Source organism: Orrella dioscoreae (assembly GCF_900089455.2).
Taxonomy (GTDB): Bacteria; Pseudomonadota; Gammaproteobacteria; order Burkholderiales; family Burkholderiaceae_B; genus Orrella; species Orrella dioscoreae.
Genome location: NZ_LT907988.1, coordinates 4283550 through 4301085 on the forward strand (window position 1 = coordinate 4283550; position 17536 = coordinate 4301085).

Here is a 17536-nt window from a genome sequence, read left to right on the forward strand (position 1 = left end):
CACTCCCGAAACCCAACGCTTCTGTTCACACAAGTCTAGTCGAGATGTTGCTCACCACCGGAACGCACGTCCGACTCAGCAAGCCACGCTTCGCGCCCATATCGGTATCCGGGCCACTCATCAGCGAGTGCTACCTCATGCTTCAGCAGACGCTTGGCAAATGCCGCCAATGCGCGAATATCCGTTTCGGAGCGGACCTCAAGCGGCGCAACTAGATCAATTGTAGTTGCTGTCGAACACCAACCAATGCGAATCCAAGGGGTAACGTCGAAATCAATGCCGGCATCTTCCAGTTCGCTTTCTGTCTTTCTGACGGCATCAAAATAGGCCCGCCATTCCTCTGTCGGAACCTGTAGCGTTGTACTCACGACTTTCTTTCTTGAGCGACCAAGCTTTCGCCATTGTTTGGTGCTGGCGATCCCCTCATAAAAGCAGGCGTCAAAGACATCGAGCGTGCTCGGCTCAGGCACATCAGCCATCGCCTTTGCTTCTACCGCATCCCGGTAGACACACCGAGGATGACGCCAGAACACAAGCACACGACGGCCATTCAGAACGAACCCTACGTCATCCCACCAAGACAATGCTGCGCGTTCGCTTTCTGGCGGATAGGCATGAGGGATATACAGACCATTATCAAGCCGCCAAGGGTTATGTCTATGGAACTCTCGCATCCTGCGGCGTATGCGTTCGACATAAGGATTTTTCATAGGACCAACACACTCTGATTTCAAAAAACGGTATAGCAAACCTAATGCCCCCGTGGTGGGTACACCAAGAAACGGGGAACGGAGTGACCAGCGTCAGGCCATTCGGGGCATTCAGATTTTGTGGATGTAGCGCCAGACCGCGCAATCACTACATCGCAGAAGCCACCTTGATGCTCACTTTATCAAGTGCTTGTTATCGTACAGCGAGACGGGGTAGAGCCAGCTTCTTTCCCGAGCTGGTTAGGTTTCCACCATTCGCCTGTTTATCCTGCCGGAGTCCGGGGCGAGACCTGAGCGTCAAGGGTGCAGATATCGGTTTAATGTCGTTGAATGGTTTTAAGCTGGTAGTGACATTACTAGCCAGCCTTGCTAGGATTAGATTGCGACGTCTGGTTCCTAGCAGGTATCTGCGAGAATTAGAGTACCGAAGCCCCGTGATGATGTCACGGGGCTTTTGTACTTTTACGGTCGGCACATAATCATTCTTCAATGCCCATCACCCTCGGCCCGACCTCTGACAGCTTCCGTTGATCCATCGCACCGGCCATCCTTGCCGCTATCGGATGTGAACACGCGCACATCGTTGGAAATTTTCCACAAAATTTTTCAAGCCAAAATCTGGTTTCGATACTGAAAAAGGGCGGCTGCGAAGCCATCTTATAAGCCATTGATTTCCAGATTGATTTGGTTCAACTCGACCATTTCCAAAAATCCAATATGCCCTATCTTGGCATTTGCCGATGAATAATCTTGGCTTTTGCTGATACCCTATTTTGGTCTTTTAAATCAATGACTTAAGTTTGACATTAATGCTCTCACGGTAAAGACTGGCATTACCTACGGTGAACTTGTGAGGCATATGAATGACTACTGGAGAATACTTGTTGGGACGGTTTGGCCCGTTGATGAGCATCGTTGACGTTGCCACGTTGCTAGGCCGATCTCCCGATGGCGTCCGCGTGGCGCTTTATACCGATACCGATTTTTCGCGCAAGCTGAAACCCGCCATGCTGCGTGTTGGCCGTCGTGTCTACTTTCGGACATTACAGGTCACGGAAGCGCTGGATCTGGACCAGCCGACAGACGATGAAATCACGCCCGCTGAGGCCGCTACGCGAGGGCCGCGCGCATGAGTCGGCAACGAACCATCAACGACCAGATATGGCGCTCAAATCGCCTGTCAGGCTGCACGGTTGAAGACCGCTATGCGCTGTTCTACTTCCTGACCTCGCCATTCAGCAACGTCATCGGCGCGTATGAAATCGTCCTGCGTGTTGCAGCGTCGGAAATGGGCTGGGATGTCGAGTCTCAATTGATGAACGTCATCCGCCGTCTCGTCGATGCTGACCTCATCTATTTCGACGCTGATGCCAACCACGTTTGGGTCAAAGTCTGGTGGGACCACAACTCCGCCAAGATGGCGGTCGCATCCACGCTCAGGAAGAAAACACTCGAACAGATTGCGGCCCTGCCCGAGCGCTGGCGCAACGACTACGTGGGCGACTTCATCAATCGACTGCCCGCCGACGAACCATTGCGCGATACGGTAGCCATGGCACTGGCATATCCTAGCGATAGGGTATCGACAGCCTATGCAGACCCTAGCGATAGCCCATCACCGATTCAAAGCGGAAAAATTGACGCCGTTATAAATCAAGGTGTTAGCGAACCCGATACCCTATCCATACCCTATCGACAGGGTACGGATAGGCGGCCGGGTAACACTACTACTAACACTAACTCTATCTATAACACTACTACTACAACGGGAGCCGACCACGGCCTGCAATACCCAAGCTCGCTGGTCCCTGCTGAAAGGATGTCGATTCAGAATCTGATCGCCAACATTCCCACCGATAGCGCTCAGGCTTTGCTTGATGAACTGGAAGGCGCAATCAAGAAGCCGGGCACCATCAGAACGTCGAAGGTTGCGTACCTCAAGGGACTTGTTGACCGTCACCGCACAGGCGGATTCGTGCCGTCCGCCGGCATTCAGGTAGCAACGAGAAGGGAGCGCCACGCGGCCAGCGTGAACGTGTGCACATCGGAAGCGCCATCACTCAGCAAGGCTGAATCTCAGGCCCGGCTGCAAGACCTCAAAGCTCAACTGAGCATGCACACGAGGATGCCACGATGAAGAGCAACAAAGCCACGCTCAGCGTACGGCTCAATGGCGACCTGAAACAGCGCTGGAAAGCCTATTGCGAGCAAAGAGATACCAACCCCAGCGATGCACTGCGGCAAGTCATCCTGCGGCTGTTGAACGGCGTATCAACGCACGATTCGACCAAGGCATCAGCGTATGAGCAACCGGACACCTCGCGCCGCCGGATGGAAGTCCGCCTGACCGAAACGGAATATGCCCGTATCGAAGCGCTGGCCTTGCAGCGAGGCATGTCCGCCAATCGCTGGGTCATCCACCTGATACGCGCCAATCTCAGCGGCGAACCTCAGTTCGGCATGACTGAGCTACGGACGTTGGGTGAGTCGAATTCAAGGCTGCTTGCCATCGGCCGCAACCTGAACCAGATCGCCCGGCACATGAACGCAGGACGCGCGCTGGAGACGGTCGTCACTGCCGAGCGTATCGACACACTGACCCGTCACATCAAGACCCACACCGCGCGGGTGGCAGACATCATGCGCGCCAACATTGACCGCTGGAGGCTGGAATGAGCCGAGTCATTGATGGAATTCTGAAAGACTGGGGCGAACGCATCTACACCAAGCCGGTTACCAGCCAAAAGGCCAAGCGCACGGTGACGCGGTCACGCACTACGCCGCCATCCAAGCCCCTGCTGTTGACCGGTAGCGCTCGCGTTCGCGACAAGCTGATGCTGACCACCCGCAAAGCGCCCGAAGTCATGGTGAAGATTTCCGGCGGCGGCAAAGGCATTGCGCAGGTCAAAGCGCACCTCGACTACATATCGCGCAACGGCCTGGTCGAACTGGAGAACCAAGACGGCGAAGTCATCCTTGGGCGTGAGGCAGTGCAAGACGTGCGCGACGAATGGAAAAGCGGCCAGTACGGCTTGCCTGACAATGGCTCGCGTCGTGAGACGTTCAATATCGTGCTGTCCATGCCACCCGGCACCGACCGGCGCGCCGTCAATGATGCCATCCGTGCGTTCGCGAAAGCAGAGTTCGGCGACAACCATGAGTATGTCTTCGCCATTCATGACGATGAAGCGCATCCCCACGGGCATCTTTGCGTCAAAGCGCTGGGCCTCGACGGAAGCCGACTCAACCCGCGAAAAGCTGACCTGCAACGATGGCGGGAACGCTTTGCCGAAGCATTGCGTGAACAAGGCATCGAGGCCAATGCCACACCGCGCAGGGCACGGTCGCACACGCACCTTACGGTCAAGCAGGCAACGCGACATGCCGCCCAGCGTGGCAAGAGCACCAAAGCGACCGAGCGGGAACCGCGCAGGCGTTCCGGTGTGTCACGCGCCATCAGGAACGGCTACGGGTACATCGCAAAAGCCTTGGCCGCTGGTGACGCCAAGGACAAATCGCTTGCCCTGAAAATCGTCGGCTACCTTGACCCCACTCAGGACAGGAAGCTACAGGCTCCACAGCGCCACCAGAGCAACACCGAAGCGACCAAGGACGCCCAGCAACTGGATAAGACCAACCGCTCAGGCAAAGACGACCTGAGCCGTTAATTGATTGCGTAAGAAGGACCCCAAGATGGCTTTACGCTACGACGCCCTGCAAGACTACTGCGATGATCCAGCGCGCACAGGTGACGTGCAGGTCATTCTGTATGCGCATTACTGGAAGGGCTTTGCCTTGGCCGTGCAGGACGGCACCGCAGAGCACCCCGTCATGGACGACAAAGGCCGGCCGTATCGGTTCAGGACAATAGAAATGGCAATGGCGGAACTGGCGAACATCGCGTACCTGTCAGACCGCATCATCATTGACCGTCGCATGTGGTGGCCGTAGTCGCGAAGCTACTTTGCATTAACAGTAAGTACAATCAACTTCGGTTGTACCTTTAACCAACACGAACGTTGCACCGCCCCAAGGACGCCTACGCGTACCGGGTGCCGACCCGAAAAGAAGGGTTCCGACCGCCGAGAGCAGATCGGCCGCTTAGTCGCCCCAAGAACGCATAGCCGTACTGGGCGCGGTCCCTGAACAGACCGACAGACCGGACAGCACGGTCCTACGTTCGCCCTCAACCTCTCAGGAGTGGCGAACATGAAGAAATTATCAGCCTCTTGCATTCTGGCCGTCGGCATTGCCGCGTCGTCGGCCGCCTTCGCACAAATCCCCGTGACGGATGGTGCTTCCATCGCAAAGAGCGTGGAAAACCAGATCGAAACGATGGCGAAGTGGAAGATGCAGTACGACCAGATGGTCAGCCAGATCGACCAGATGAAGCAGCAATACGCTGCGGTCACTGGTGCGCGCGGCATGGGCGAACTGTTCAACAACCCGCAACTGCGGGACTACCTGCCGCAAGACTGGCAAGGCGTCTATGACAGCGTGAAATCAGGAGGCTATGCCGGCCTGAGCGGGCGCGCTGAATCCATCTATGACAACAACAAGGTGTATGACGCATGCACCGGCTTTGTCTCGACAGAGCAGCGCACGAACTGCGAAGCGCAAGCCGTCAAAGGCGCGCAAGACAAAGCCTTTGCGCTCGATGCCTACGACGCGGCGAAAAACCGTCTCAGCCAAATCGACCAGTTGATGCAGCAGATCAACCAGACACAGGACCCGAAAGCCATTGCCGAACTGCAAGGCCGCATCGCGGCCGAGCAGGCCATGATTCAGAATGAGCAGACCAAGCTACAGATGTACCAGATGGTCGCAGCAGCCGAAGACCGCCTACAGCAGCAACGGCAAAAGGAGATCAACGCAAAGATCGTTGATCAACGGGGTTATCCGACCCTTCAAGTCTTCAACCCGCTTGCGCGCTAAGGAGGAAATCATGGCTCCGTTCTATGCAATCACACTTGTTCCAGTGGTCTCGATATGCCTTGCTATCTATCGCTTTTGGTCTTGCGCCCGCCGTCTAAGCCCCGAGTATTACCGCGAGCTGGTACGGCGCGCTCCGCTGATGAAAGCGCTTGATGTCGTGGCTATCGGGATGGCTGCATTCACCGCCTACTACGCGGCGATGGGATGGTTTGGATTCACCCTGCCGTTCATTGATGACGAACCGCTGCCGGCTTGGATGAACGTCCTCCTGTCTGCCGTCACATCGGTAGCTTGCGTCGGCGTCGTTTGGACAAATGCGCCAAACCGTTTCACACAGCCAACGTGGGGAGGCATGCGCGAAAGCGTTGTACGAACCCTTGCAGCGCTACGCATCATTGAAGCCGCCGAGGTGGCACACGCACTCAACATCATCAACGCACGTGAGGTGCAAAAATGAAAAATATCATCTTCCCATTGTTCATCGCATTGATGCTCGCTGCTTGCGGCGACAACACCCCTGTTCAAACCGTCGATTGGTACAAAACGCATGACCCCGAACGCAAGGCAATAATCGAGAAATGTGAAGCTAATCCCGGCGAGCTTGCCGCGTCCGCAAACTGCATCAACGCCAAGACGGCGGCAAACCACTTGGCTGTCGAGAAACGAGGCTACTTCGACCTGACACCTATCAACCCGCTCAAGGGAGGGCAATGACATGGAATTTGCCTTGTTCCAATGGATAGGCGGAAGTCTCGACACGATGCTCAACACCTTCGTATCGGAAACCGCTTCAAACGTCATCTTCGGCTTTCAGATGCTGATGCTGACCGGCGTCACCCTGTACATCACCTTGACTGGCTACGCTATCGCGAGCGGTGCTGTAGAGTCACCTTTTCCGACGTTCATCAAGCATTGCTTGAAGATCATCATCATTGCGGCCTTCTGCATGACGGCAGACTCTTATACGACGACAGTTGTATCTGCCATTCATGGTCTAGAAACTGGCCTAGCGGACATCATGTCCACGTCGAACTCTCAAGCCTCCAGTATTTATGAGGTACTGGACAACTCGGCCGACAAGGGACTGAATGTTGCGTATGACATGCTGGGTAAAGTCGCCAAGCGCGACTTTTACGAGATCGGCGCGATGTTTTGGGATGCATTCAATGCACTGCTCATGGCTGTCGCCGTTTTTCTTATTCATCTGCCGGCAGCCGCCACCATCATTCTTGCCAAGCTCGGCCTAGGCGTTCTGTTGGGCCTGGGTCCTCTATTCGTAGCCGCATTAATGTTCCCTGTCACCGCAAAATGGTTCGATAAGTGGTTCCAGCAGGTTTTGGCGTACGTCCTTGAAATTGCGATCACCATGGTCGTCGTGTCTGTCGGTGTAGCACTGTTCAAGTCGCTATTCGACAAGGTGATAAAGACGAATACGGATAATCCGATCGGTTCGTTTTTCCTGATAATCGCACTCGCCGTCATCGTTTTCTTCGCACTGAGAAAAACGAGCGGATTAGGTGCGCAACTGGCGGGAGGCATCGCCTTCGAGGCAGTCACGTTCAGAAGCATGGCACAAGGCGTCGGCAATGTTGTAAATCCGCAAACAACACGTCGCGATTTGCAATCTGGGCAAATGGTCAAAGCCGGACGAACCAACCACCTTATAGCGGGCAACACAATGTGGAACCCAGCCTATCGGCAGCACGTCTTGCAGAATACGGGTAAAAACTGGGGGCCGGCATCCGGTGGTTCTGTCGACGGCAAATGACTTCCACGCTGACAACTGCATCGGCCTCGCCATCGGCGGGGCCTCTTCATTTACCGCTGCGCGTATCTCCGCGCTTCGCTTGGGCAACCTCTTCGGTTGCATCCCGCGTCCGTTCTTGCCGGACTGGCTGCGGGGGCAGGCTCAGCGGCCTTGCCTTGTCCCTACCCCTTGCCGACAGGCTGCATGGCCTCCCGATGCGTCAAGGGTGAAGGCTGCGCCCGGCATCCTCACCCGTTCCCTACGCTTTGCTCCGGGCTGCGGCCTCCGGTCCCGCCCTTGACACCTCTTCCAGCCAGAATCGCCACCTACATGCCGAATCGCGCCATAGTCAGCGCGGATGACGGGTCAAGGGGTTGGTGCGGCCCGCAGCCCTACGGGCGAGGACACGGCCCCTTGACGCGGCAGGAGTGCCCACACGCTGCGCCCGGGGGAGGTGTTCAGGGCCATCGGCCCGTAACCCCTTGCCCCCGAGGCTCCCGCCGGCGAGGGTGGAGAGTCCAGAGAGGCAAAGCCTCTTTGGGAAGTTTCCTCTCGGATGGCGACCCATACTGCCGTCAATCGGGAAAACCTATTGATAGCCACAAAAACAAGACAATTTCTGCGTGAAACCTTTTTGCCTGATTTCTCGACAAAGCACCAAAAAAATCCCACACCTTGTAAAATAGCGTTACCTAAAGCACGGGAGACAACCATGGCTGAGATGGGCTCGCACGAAACGGAACTAACTAAAACGATATCCGGTGCCGAGCGCGACCGGCGTGTAGCGGCCGTCAACTACGCACGCGCATCAGTCGGTTTGGAGGGATTCTCGCTCAGTGCAGCAGATGAAGAACATGCTCAACGGTTCATCGACGGGGACATTGACCTCGAAGAATTTGTGCAACCGCGTAGTGCCTTGGCAAGCCCAAAAGCTTAGTCATGACGAAGAAAATATAGGTGACTGAAGCTAGTGCAGGATAGGCTGTCGCCGGTTTTTGCACTACGCGGCCAAGTATCTCCGCTAGATCCCCCTGCTGTTAGACACCTCATTGAGAACAAGTGGGGAAAAGCGAGTGAAGGAGCAAACATTGAGCATCGCCGAAAAATTCAAACAGTTTTTATCCAATATTAAAGTCCAAAATGATGCTCAAATCGAACTCAGGTACGGTGAAATTACATCTGCACTAAACAAAGAATTTCGAGACACAGAAAGCAAAACATCAAATAACCTTCAAGTCGGTTCTTATGGCCGCTGGACGGCTATTAAGGGAATTTCAGATCTTGATATGCTATACATCGTCCCCGCGTCTCAATGGGAAAAATATAAAGACGGTGGACAGTCAGCACTACTAGAGCGGACGAAATCGGCGATCAAAGCTAGATATCCACGTACAGATATGTATGTTGATAGGTTGGTCGTTCGCGTGCTTTATACGAACTTTCATGTGGAGGTACAGCCTGTCTTCGAACAAGAAGATGGAAGTTTCAAGTATCCTGACACCTACAACGGAGGCAGTTGGAAGACAACCAAGCCGCGTGCAGAGATCTCGGCTATGACTGAGTTTGTCGCCAGCAAAAACAAGAATCTTCGACGCCTTTGTAAAATGGTGAGAGCATGGAAAAATAAGCACGGAGTCGGGATGGGTGGCCTTCTAATCGACACCTTGGCTCATAACTTTCTCCGTGACACTAAGGACTACGATGAAAAAAGCTATCTCTACTATGACTGGATGAGCAGGGATTTTTTCAAGTACTTATCTGAACTTCCTCGCCAGGACTACTATGCCGCCCTTGGTAGCGGCCAAAGGGTTCGAGTCAAAGCAGCTTTTCAGAAACCAGCAAAAAAAGCTTATGAACTTGCTCTTAAAGCGATAGATGCCGCTGGGAAAGACAACGAATCTGCTAAGTGGCAAAAGATATATGGCAGAGAGTTTCCAAATGCTGAAATTGTAGCTAAAGCGTCAGCATCTCTGGAGAGTTTCGATGGATATAGGTCTACAGAGCAGTTCGTTGAAGACCTTTGGCCTGTAGACATTCGATACTCACTGAGGATAGATTGCGAAGTATCGCAAAATGGATTTAGAGATTATCTACTCAGAGAGTTTTTGGGTCGCCGGCTTCCATTGAAAAGACGAAAATCCCTGCGTTTCTTTATTGAATCCTGTGACGTTCCAGGCAATTACAAGATCCTTTGGAAGGTTCTCAATCGCGGAGAAGAAGCGTTTCGTAGAAAGTGCACTAGAGGCAGTATTAATACAGGAGGCAAAGAGATTGTGGAGCGAACTGACTTCCACGGAGACCATATTGTCGAATGCTACATTGCAAAAGAAGGCGTAATTGTAGCCAAAGACCGAATTCACGTTCCGATCGAATGAAAAAAGACCAATTACTTAAGTCCATCGCCGATACCGGCTACAACGTAGGATTTGGTGGTAGGAAGCATTGGGCGACTTACGACATTGTGGACAAAATTCCCGGTCTGATAGGATTTTTATCAACGGCATTCGGTATCTTTGCTCTGATCTATGAGAATCTTTCAGAAAAACACCTCTCTGCGGCTTTCATAATATTTGGTTTGGTTGCGCTGTACATAACCTTTTACGAACCTGAGAAAGCAAAATACGCAAACGCAGCCAATCAATTAACCACTCTTTATAACTCCCTCAGAGATCTTTATAGAACGGTGCAAAGCCATGAAGGGGACGACGTCGCGTATTATGTAGATCAACTGCATGCTATAGAACGGGAATATTATGCAGCCACCATCAGCAAGCAGATTCTATTTAGCGATTGGTATGCTCACTATAAATTCTTTTGGCAGTATCAGATAGATTGGATTGACGAGCAAAAGCAATTTACATTTTTCCGTGACAAATTGCCTTTATCGTTTATGTTTTGGGCAGCAGTTTTCTTGATTGTAGCGCTATATCTCTTGGTGCGGTCTTGGGTACATCCATGCTTCTAGCCACCCGTACAGTGGCACCTACCAAGCGTTAAATACACGCAAAGAAAAGAGATAAATTCCAGAGCATTCGCTAGAAAGACGGGCTTTTCGATGGCAATTACGCATACACACAAAGGCAAAAATCTCAAACTCCATAAAGCATTCAAGAGTCCTTCATGGGGAATGGACACGGTGCTAGTGACTGACACATGGGACTACGTTTCACTGTGGCTAAAACGCAATAAAAAAGGTGATGCCCAATTTTATTGGGAACAAGCCAAGTCCTTCTATGAAGCCACAAAAATTCTGCCAAAAACATCTGCGCCGCTTACGGCATATTATTGTTTTCTCAATGCTTCAAAGTGCTTGCTGACTGTCAAAGGCATTGCTTTCGATAAGCGACACGGCGTGTCTGGTTGGAGCAAATTAGGAAGGGTAAGCTTATCAAAAGAGATCGTGAAGCTACAAAACAAAGGAGTTCTCGCTGAATTATGTCGCTACTATGGGGAAACCATAAACAAAAACACATACAGCATAAAAGACATCTTCTTTAATTTGCCATTTATCCATCGAGCCTATCACTTAACATTTACAAGTGAGCAACCGCTTTTTCTGCCGATTTCGAATCCTGAGTATGTACATGCGCCAGGATCAAAAAAATCCTGGTTTACTGCAACACTTGATCAACACTACGTTCATGGACAAACGGCAAGCCTACTGCCACCGACGTTCGAAAAGGATGCAGGAGACAACACATGCTACCGAGTACGCAGGAAGAAGAGATTCAATTGGACGAGAGGGGCTGTAAACGTAGAGTCGAATCTTGCCAATCTAACCAATTACCACCAAGACACTAGAAAGCATGTATTCTACATACACGGTCCGATGCGGCTATGGTATTTAAAGCGAAACAAAAGAAATCTGACTGGCTTTATCGAAAGACACAGCGTACCGTTAATTTTTTGCGCGATGCACAGACTTAGTGAATTAGCCAGGTACACACCAAACTATCTAGTCAAGCACTTTGATAGTCAACACAACTGGCTTTTAAGTGAGTTTATCCAGACCTCACCTCTTCAATTTATTGATGAGATATCTTCCGAAATTACTGGGCAAGAGTTTATGGTTCCTGGTCGAGCCAATAGGTAGCCTAACCTGCTATCTGAATCTCCCCATGCGTTGTAGCCTTGTTCAGACAGATGCGCTCTGTTTCGGCATGTCGGACTACATAAGTTTGCCTCCGGCGTTTGACCTCACTGTACCGAAATTTAGGTACAGTACAGGTACAGTGACCAGTTTTCACCAATTCGGTTAAAATACTCTAACCTACTGATTTAAAACTGGTTTTACCTATTTCAACCTACGCTAGAATTCGCCCCATTTCCCTGTAGAAACACTGTAAATCACCGACTCAAAATCCCCCGCCGCAAGGCGTGCCGGTTCGATTCCGGCCTCGGGCACCATTCAAAAATTTCCCAGAAATCAACAGCCTGGAAGTGTTCGCGGCACAAACCCAAGCGGGACGCCGAGGGCTGGGCGCGCCATACCTAAACGAGAGGGTATGCGGCGTGTACATCCAGCGCGCGCCGGCAGAACGCATGACGGTCGAGGCGGCTCTCCCACGGCCATTTGTGTACACTTGTACACTTATTATCCTGGGAGGCAATGTGGCCGTACCTACGCTCGTTCTAGGTGCTTTGTGCAGCACCCTGGGCACCTTGGCCCTCAAAGGCTCGGCGCGATTCCGAAAACCCGTTCCCACGGCATTGGCATTGCTGTGCTACGCCGGTTCGACCGTGCTGCTGGCGCGCGCGATGACCTTGATGCCAGTGGCGCTGGCGCATGCCGTGTGGACGGGACTGGTCGCACTCGCCTTGCTGGCCATCGACCGATGGGTGTTCCGCCTGTCTTTGTCCGGTAGCCGCGTAGCGGGCTTTCTCTGTGTCCTGGCGGGTATTTCCGTGCTGGGGGCCTGGGCATGACGCAATCGCCTACGCTGCGGACGTGGTTGCTGCTGCTGGCGACGGTGTTCGCTGAAGCAGGTGCGACCTCGTTGCTGAAATATTCGGATGGCTTCCAGCGCATCGCGCCCGGCCTGATGTCATTTGGCGTCTATGTGCTGGTGCTTTTCCTGTTCTCGCATGTGCTGGCGAGTATCCCCGCGAGCGTGGCCTATACCGTCTGGACCGGCCTGGGCACCTTGCTGCTGATCTTGTCCGGCTGGGTCTTCTTCGGCGAGGCCATGACCCTGGTCAACCTCGCTGGCATTGCCCTGATTGTTATCGGCGTGATACTGATCAACCGCAGGCAGGGCTCGTCGTCATGACCAGGGCGCAGGGCAAGCGAGGCGCGGGCGACCCCGGACGACGCGACCGCCTGGTTGATGCGGCGCTGTCCCTGATGTTGACCCAAGGCGTTCAAGGCGTCAGCCACAGGGCCGTGGCCGCCGAAGCGAACGTGCCGCTGGGATCGACCACCTACTACTTCCGCGATCTGGACGTGCTGCTGATGGCCTCTGTTGAACGCCTCACGCAGCGTCGGCAGAGGGAAATGGACGCCTGGAGCGCAGAGATTGCCTCACTGGATGCGTTGATCACCATGCTGGCCGAACTGATCATCACACGCCTGACGCGCGACCGGCAGGAAACCATGCTGTCGTACGAACTGTATTTCTTGGCCTTGCGCCGTACAGCATTCCGCTTCTACAACGAGGCGTCCATGCAAGTGCTTCGGGACACCATTCGGCGCTTTGCAGATGAGGATACGACTCGGGCCCTGACCGCGCAGGTGAATGGGCTTTTGATTGAAGGGCTGCTGTCTGCGCGCATCCCGACGCGTGAGGATTTACTCGCGGCACTACGCGCTACCTGCGGTTCCCTCTATAGCGGCCATCATTCAAAAACGTGAAAGGCGTGCCGGTTCGATTCGGATCTCGGGCACCATTCCAAAAATCCGGAAGTGTTTTCCAGCACAAACCCCGTGCCAAGGTGTGTTTTGAGAAAGTGCTCAGGTGCAATGTTGCGGCGCCAGTCCCACCCCGTAGCACTCATGGTTACGACGGCTAAAACCTTCCGGAGTCTTTGAAATCCCGCATCCGCAAGGCTGGCTGGCCCGCCGTTCCTACGCGCCAGGCAATTCTCGAATACGTTCGGGCCAACTGATGGCCGGAATGGCATTCAACGCCGGCCGGGCGAACAAATACCCCTGGAACCGCCGGACGCCCGCGGCACTCAGCCAGCAGAACTCCTCCAGCGTCTCCACCCCTTCCGCCACCGGCGTGATGCCCATGGCCGTGCACGCCTGGACGATGGCCCGCACGATCGCCTGGCGGGAGCCATCCAGATGGATGTTCTGCAGAATCTTCCGGTCTATCTTCAGCTTGTCAGGCTGGAACTCGGCCAGCAGGGAAAGCCCTGCGAACCCCGCACCGAAGTCATCGATGGCCACGCCGATGCCTGCCTTGCGCAGCTGCTTGATGGCGGCTCCGAACGCGTCCAGGCGTGAGATGGCCTCCTGTTCGGTCACCTCCACGATGACTTGGCTGGGACGCAGGCCACTGGCTGAAATCTGGCCCAGCAGACGGTCCACCGCGTTCGGCACGCCGATCAGGGACATGGGGAACAGATTCACCGATACCTTGGCATCCTCGATCTTCAATCGGGAGGCCAATTGGAATGCGAACGCCTTGGATTCCAGGTCGGCCACATAGCGTTGTTCAGGCGTCAGTGAGTCGAAGAGCTGCTCGGGCGAGCCACCCGTGCTGCTGCGAAGCAGGCACTCGAAGGACGTGACTTCACGGCGCAACGCGTCGACGATGGGCTGCAATGCGAACTGGTAGGGCTGACCCGGCAGCAGGTGTTCTCCGGTGCCTGCGGGCGCGGGCTGTGCAACGCAACGCCACTCCGACGCCAGGTCACTCTCGGCCATCAGGGCGGCCCCGCCTGGCCCTGCGTGCAGCAGCAGGATCTTCAGCACGCGGTCGTCGCTGAGGGTGGGATCCACCTGCTCCTTCAACTGATTCAGGATGGCCGCGGAGGCCTCCTCGGCGCCATGGCCCCTGAGATCGACCATGAGCATCTCGTCGCCGTCGAAGCGACGCAAGGGTGCGTAATCACGCAGCAGCTGCACCACGTGATGATGGCGACGATCCTGCCGGATGGTGTCGAACAAGCCGTCCAGCGCGCGCTCGGGCCCCTCGAGCAGTTGCACGAAATGGACGCCGTCGAACAGCAGGACGCCGGTGACCCCGATTGACTTGTTGCGCAATCGGGCGGCCCCCAGCAGTTGGTGAATACCTTCTTCGGTCAGCTGCGCGCTGGCGCGGCTGCGATATACCAACGTCGAAAGCATGGCACCTTGTCTTCCAAGAAAAAATAGGACTTCAACGCGCCAACCGTAGCACAGGCCTTGGCACCGAACCACACCGGCGAGCCTGGACCACGTCAGCCTTGCCCACGCCATGCCTGGCGCCCGCGCCCCCAACCCTGGCTTGCTACTCCAGCAATCTCACCGTTTCCGGGTTGTAGTCCGAATAGGCACTGCCGCAAGCCACATGCGGGCCGGCGCCTGGCGGCATGCCCGTGGCCCTGAGCGCGCGCCTTTCCCGGGTTTCATCGACCTGCACGAAACGCTCGCCCGCGACAGTCCCGTCCGGCAGGAAATAAAGCATCACGCGTTGCAGGGTCGACTGCCCGCGCACGGGGGTGGGGTCGCGGAAATCAGGCACCCGCAATGACGCCGTCTGCCAGGCGTCCGGGGCGTCCACGGTCTGCCAGCGCAGCGAAAGCGGCTGGTCGATGTCGACGAAGGCGCCGCCCAGGCGCCGGGGATAGTCTCGGCACGCTGCCGGGAACGGTGGCTGCGGCGGGATGGCGCGTTCGCCGAGGTCCAGGGTCTGGCCGTTGATTTCCAGCCTGGCGATGGCGCTGCCGGCATAAGCCTGTGCCACGAACAGCACCAGCCCCTGCACCCGCTTCTCCTCCAGGATCTGTTCCGTCATGCCCGACAGGTGCCGCAGCACGGGCACGGCCTCCACGCGATCCGGATAGTGGAAATACAGGTACGCCAGCCGGGGCGTTTCTTGCCGGCCCAGGATCCGGACCAGCGGCGCCAGGTCCGGGACGGGGCGGCGGGCCAGCGGCAGCGAGGCGCCGGGGGCGCCGCCCGCTGACCGATACGTGTAGCGGTCGATGCCGTCCTTCAGGCGCGCGCCGTCATAGGGAAACTCGCCCGACGCGATGAAGGCCGGATCGGGATAGCGCGTGAAGGTCGTGAACCGTCCCGGCTCTCGCGGCGACATCGGCAGGGACGGCCCGCCGCCGGAAGACGTGCTGGCATAGGGCCGCGTGTCCGGCCACAGATCGCCCCCGGCCAGATTGATGTGCGTCTCCGTGATGGGGCCGTGGGCGGCGTCGAACTGGCTATGCCGGCTGCGTTGCAGGGCGTCGGCAATCGGCACGATGGACAGCGCCGCCAGGGTGGGCAGGAACAGCAGTGCATGGATGCGGCCCGGCGTCCGGCCGCGGTCGCGCGCCAGGTAGACGACCCACGCGATGAGCAGAAGGAGGGCGAGCGGCACGCCCACCCAGATCGCGCCCGTGATCAGCGCGACGGCGCCCCAGCCAAGGTTGGGCGTGGTGACCGCGACTAGGCCCAGCAGCGCAAGCCAGGCGGCCAGCAGGCACGACAGGATGAGGCCGGCAAGATAGCGCCGATAGGAGATGGGCGTGGCAGTCATTCGGCGGTGCTGGGTAGCGTAGGCGGATAATCGATTTCGATGGGGTCCCGGGCGTAGACCGGGCCGGGCAGGCTGGGCGCGGTCAGCACGGGCCGGACGCGGTAGCGCCCGGGCGCGAGCCCTGGCGGGAAGAAGGGCACATACGCCTGGCCCTCTTCGGCGGCATGGAAAATGACATGGCGCTCGTCATGCCTTTCGATGGGGTTGTCGTCCAGCGTGCGCGTTTCCCCGGGCTTCAGGGAAAGGGTGGAGAGGTCATAGAGCTTGTGCACGGTGCTGGCGCCGTCCGCGCCGGTGAATATCAGGTGGATCTCGGCGCCGTAGATGTCGATGTCCGACTCGCCCTTGTGATCCACCAACAGCGTGAAGAGGTTGCGGTAATAGTCCGGCTCGTCGACGGCATCCCGATAGTCCATCGCCCAAAGCGTGAGGGGCGCCAAGGGCGCCGCCGACGCGTCGTAGCGGCGCGCCAGGTCGTAGGCGTCCTTCAGCGACACCCAGCGCACGATCCGGCCGGCCTTGCCTTCATAGCCGATCTGCATCCATGCCTCTCCCCGGAACGCCAGCAGGGTGGTCCTGTCTCCTTCGACCAGGTAGCCCGGCGTGACAGCCTGTTCATCGGGCGCCGAATAGAGCGCAAGGCGCGGCACCGGCACCTGCCACTGCGCCGGCGCGCCGCCGTCCCCGGATGGCAGGACGGCCTCGGTCAGCACCGTGCCTTGCCGGTCGTACATGACGCCCAGCGCGGGCTTGCCGAAATAAGGCCACTGGAACGTTTCCTCCGGCTCGCGCGTCTGGCCGGCCAGCCACATCACACCGCCGGGCTCGACCCGCAGGAGGTCGGCATGCCAGCGCGGCCCGCCCCGGCAACTGCTGCGCAGCGTCCTGCGCGCGACGAGGCGCTCCACGTGCCAGAGTCCCTTGCCGTTCTGCCGTTCCTGGATGGACTCCGGCACCTCGAATGGCACATAGGCCTTGGCGCCCGGGTCGTAGCGCCAGATGGCGTACGCAAGGTTGACCATGCCCGCGCGCAGGCTGAGCGAGACGTCCGGATGGCCGTCGAAGTCGTAATCCAGCGCATCGAAGTCCGGCCCCGCCCCTTCCTCGACGTCGTCCTCCGACAGGAGCGGCAGGCTGGCCCCGTCCGGCTGGATCAACACATAGTCCGGGCCTTGTTTCTCGATCCGCGCGGAAACGCCGGGCTCGGGCGACAGGGGCAACAGGACCTGGCCGTCGCTGGCGGACACGGGCGTACCGGCAAGGCAGGAGGCGGCAAGGACCGCCCTCAAGGCAAATGTCCGGAACAGGGCCGGCATGGAATTCTCTCTCCACATGACAGGGCGTGATTTTAAGGACAAGGGACACACGCACGGGAATGTCGTAACAGCTCACTACATTTGCCGCGCCCCGCCAGCGCCGTCGCTATGATTCCCACCGATCGACAACCAGCCGGAGAGGAAGGC

The 17536-nt window shown here is 56.5% G+C and carries 20 protein-coding genes; 16 read left to right on the forward strand and 4 right to left on the reverse strand.

Going from position 1 to position 17536, the window contains the following annotated elements:
* Positions 1-35: 35 nt before the first annotated feature.
* Complete coding sequence (locus tag ODI_RS22370; RefSeq protein WP_074046804.1) at positions 36-710, reverse strand: hypothetical protein; 675 nt, start codon at positions 708-710, stop codon at positions 36-38.
* Between the two features lie 905 nt (positions 711-1615).
* On the opposite strand from ODI_RS22370, the gene ODI_RS19665 reads away from it, so the two are divergent.
* The 16 genes from ODI_RS19665 (at position 1616) to ODI_RS19740 (ending at position 13243) form a co-directional block, all read left to right on the forward strand.
* Complete coding sequence (locus tag ODI_RS19665) at positions 1616-1843, forward strand: hypothetical protein (protein WP_231968100.1); 228 nt, start codon at positions 1616-1618, stop codon at positions 1841-1843.
* Complete coding sequence (locus ODI_RS19670) at positions 1840-2847, forward strand: hypothetical protein (protein ID WP_074046803.1); 1008 nt, start codon at positions 1840-1842, stop codon at positions 2845-2847. The genes ODI_RS19665 and ODI_RS19670 overlap by 4 nt, the downstream gene beginning before the upstream one ends.
* Positions 2844-3386 carry a plasmid mobilization protein gene (locus tag ODI_RS19675; RefSeq protein WP_067754184.1) on the forward strand — a complete coding sequence of 181 codons (543 nt, stop codon included), beginning with the start codon at positions 2844-2846 and terminating at the stop codon, positions 3384-3386. Before ODI_RS19670 ends, ODI_RS19675 begins: the two co-directional genes overlap by 4 nt.
* Positions 3383-4378, forward strand: coding sequence for a relaxase/mobilization nuclease domain-containing protein (locus ODI_RS19680; RefSeq protein ID WP_067754181.1), 996 nt, complete (start codon positions 3383-3385; stop codon positions 4376-4378). Before ODI_RS19675 ends, ODI_RS19680 begins: the two co-directional genes overlap by 4 nt.
* A gap of 25 nt (positions 4379-4403) precedes the next feature.
* Positions 4404-4661 carry a hypothetical protein gene (locus ODI_RS19685; RefSeq protein ID WP_231968101.1) on the forward strand — a complete coding sequence of 86 codons (258 nt, stop codon included), beginning with the start codon at positions 4404-4406 and terminating at the stop codon, positions 4659-4661.
* Positions 4662-4919: 258 nt separating this feature from the next.
* Positions 4920-5645: a P-type DNA transfer protein VirB5 gene (gene virB5, locus ODI_RS19690; RefSeq protein ID WP_067754174.1), complete on the forward strand. Its 726-nt coding sequence runs from the start codon at positions 4920-4922 to the stop codon at positions 5643-5645.
* 10 nt (positions 5646-5655) lie between these two features.
* A complete protein-coding gene (locus ODI_RS19695; protein ID WP_074046802.1) occupies positions 5656-6102 on the forward strand; it encodes a hypothetical protein in 447 nt (148 codons plus the stop codon).
* Positions 6099-6359 (forward strand): EexN family lipoprotein, encoded by a 261-nt coding sequence (locus ODI_RS19700; protein WP_067754171.1) that lies wholly within the window; start codon positions 6099-6101, stop codon positions 6357-6359. Before ODI_RS19695 ends, ODI_RS19700 begins: the two co-directional genes overlap by 4 nt.
* Position 6360: 1 nt before the next feature.
* The gene (locus tag ODI_RS19705; protein WP_067754169.1) at positions 6361-7413 is read left to right on the forward strand and encodes a type IV secretion system protein; all 1053 of its coding nucleotides are present in this window, start codon (positions 6361-6363) and stop codon (positions 7411-7413) included.
* A 535-nt stretch (positions 7414-7948) separates the two neighbouring features.
* Positions 7949-8329, forward strand: coding sequence for an antitoxin VbhA family protein (locus tag ODI_RS22735; RefSeq protein WP_231968102.1), 381 nt, complete (start codon positions 7949-7951; stop codon positions 8327-8329).
* A gap of 151 nt (positions 8330-8480) precedes the next feature.
* A complete protein-coding gene (locus tag ODI_RS19715; protein ID WP_074046800.1) occupies positions 8481-9767 on the forward strand; it encodes an SMODS domain-containing nucleotidyltransferase in 1287 nt (428 codons plus the stop codon).
* On the forward strand, positions 9764-10357 hold the full coding sequence (locus ODI_RS19720) for an SLATT domain-containing protein (protein ID WP_074046799.1): 594 nt from the start codon (positions 9764-9766) through the stop codon (positions 10355-10357). The genes ODI_RS19715 and ODI_RS19720 overlap by 4 nt, the downstream gene beginning before the upstream one ends.
* 90 nt (positions 10358-10447) lie before the next feature.
* Positions 10448-11485 carry a YaaC family protein gene (locus tag ODI_RS19725; RefSeq protein WP_074046798.1) on the forward strand — a complete coding sequence of 346 codons (1038 nt, stop codon included), beginning with the start codon at positions 10448-10450 and terminating at the stop codon, positions 11483-11485.
* A gap of 449 nt (positions 11486-11934) precedes the next feature.
* Positions 11935-12318 (forward strand): DMT family transporter, encoded by a 384-nt coding sequence (locus ODI_RS22375; protein ID WP_269460542.1) that lies wholly within the window; start codon positions 11935-11937, stop codon positions 12316-12318.
* Positions 12315-12662 (forward strand): DMT family transporter, encoded by a 348-nt coding sequence (locus ODI_RS19735; RefSeq protein WP_067754166.1) that lies wholly within the window; start codon positions 12315-12317, stop codon positions 12660-12662. The genes ODI_RS22375 and ODI_RS19735 overlap by 4 nt, the downstream gene beginning before the upstream one ends.
* The gene (locus ODI_RS19740) at positions 12659-13243 is read left to right on the forward strand and encodes a TetR/AcrR family transcriptional regulator (protein ID WP_067754159.1); all 585 of its coding nucleotides are present in this window, start codon (positions 12659-12661) and stop codon (positions 13241-13243) included. Before ODI_RS19735 ends, ODI_RS19740 begins: the two co-directional genes overlap by 4 nt.
* 213 nt (positions 13244-13456) lie before the next feature.
* Here ODI_RS19740 and ODI_RS19745 read toward each other — a convergent pair whose 3' ends face one another.
* The 3 genes from ODI_RS19745 to ODI_RS19755 form a co-directional block, all read right to left on the reverse strand.
* A complete protein-coding gene (locus tag ODI_RS19745; protein ID WP_067754157.1) occupies positions 13457-14686 on the reverse strand; it encodes a diguanylate phosphodiesterase in 1230 nt (409 codons plus the stop codon).
* A gap of 142 nt (positions 14687-14828) precedes the next feature.
* A complete protein-coding gene (locus tag ODI_RS19750) occupies positions 14829-16073 on the reverse strand; it encodes a hypothetical protein (RefSeq protein WP_067754155.1) in 1245 nt (414 codons plus the stop codon).
* Entirely contained in the window at positions 16070-17389 is a 1320-nt protein-coding gene (locus ODI_RS19755) for a hypothetical protein (protein WP_067754152.1), read from the reverse strand. The genes ODI_RS19750 and ODI_RS19755 overlap by 4 nt, the downstream gene beginning before the upstream one ends.
* Between the last annotated feature and the right edge of the window lie 147 nt (positions 17390-17536).